At 57.4% G+C, this 968-nt stretch carries 1 protein-coding gene; it reads right to left on the bottom strand.

Annotated features, from left to right (window positions below; genetic code table 11):
- Positions 1-456: 456 nt before the first annotated feature.
- On the bottom strand, positions 457-780 hold the full coding sequence (locus tag EOA24_RS39390) for a transposase (RefSeq protein ID WP_127410905.1): 324 nt from the start codon (positions 778-780) through the stop codon (positions 457-459).
- Positions 781-968: the final 188 nt, after the last annotated feature.

The following is a 968-nucleotide window of genomic DNA, read 5'->3' as shown; positions in this document are numbered from 1 at the left end:
CTCTGAGGATCGCATGGGTTCGCGGGTTCGCGGCAACAAGCTCACCTGAACAACCAGCCAGCTGCGGCACAGAGCCTCGGCGTTCATCCAGTTCGCAAGATCGGCATGCACCGGCGCTGTCCATGAGGAGCAACCCAACCCCGCTCTTCTGCGATGGCTTTCCTGGTCCTGTTCCGGATCTTCCACGATCAACCCTCAGGGGGGGTCCGCTCACATGGGACCTTTGTTGTCAATGCTGCATGCTAACCTCCGGAAATTTTAGAATCCAGGTCTGAGCCAATTCCAAGACACGGCTCACAGCTGAGCCCATCAACCTCACATCCGGTCGCCCTTAAAATTCGGCTGCACCAATATCCCGCATACGGCGGCCAGGCTCAGGACGACGAGACCATTCTAGCAAAACGGCGGTTAGCCATGCGCACCCCCGGGTCGTCGACCTGGATCTGCCAGAACTGATCAGGATTTGTTTGTGATGACGCCTTCCATCACCACACCTGATGTCACGTACTTCCAAAGTGCCACGAGCAATTTTCGCGCCAGCGCCACGATCGTTGATTTCTTCCGACGACCTCGCGAAACCACTTGGAGAGCGCTGAACTCGGCTGATGCCTCAACCAGAGCCAAGCCGTCTGTACAAGCGTGACCCGGAGGCGGGGATTGCCGGCCTTCGACTTGTTCCCGATCGATTGAACCGCTTTGCCACGGCGTAGGGGCAATACCCGCGTAGGAGGCGATCCGCCGGGGATTATCGAAATGGCGATATTGTGCCTCCGTCCACAAATCGTGGCGACCTCAACGCCAATTCCCTTTATGCCCAGAGCATTTCGTGAGGCTGGTTGCTTTCTTGACCTGAGACCGAAGGAGCGCATTGCGTTCGGCTCTACAGATTTGAATCTGTTCAAGCAGCAGCTCCAGGCGAACCAGCTCTCAGCTGACCTGTCTTTTCAGGTGGACAGGTAGGCCGGGCC

It is taken from the genome of Mesorhizobium sp. M2A.F.Ca.ET.039.01.1.1 (genome assembly GCF_003998035.1).
GTDB lineage: Bacteria > Pseudomonadota > Alphaproteobacteria > Rhizobiales > Rhizobiaceae > Mesorhizobium.
Note: the sequence above shows the minus strand (reverse complement) of the source record. Positions and strands in the feature narration are given on the sequence as shown.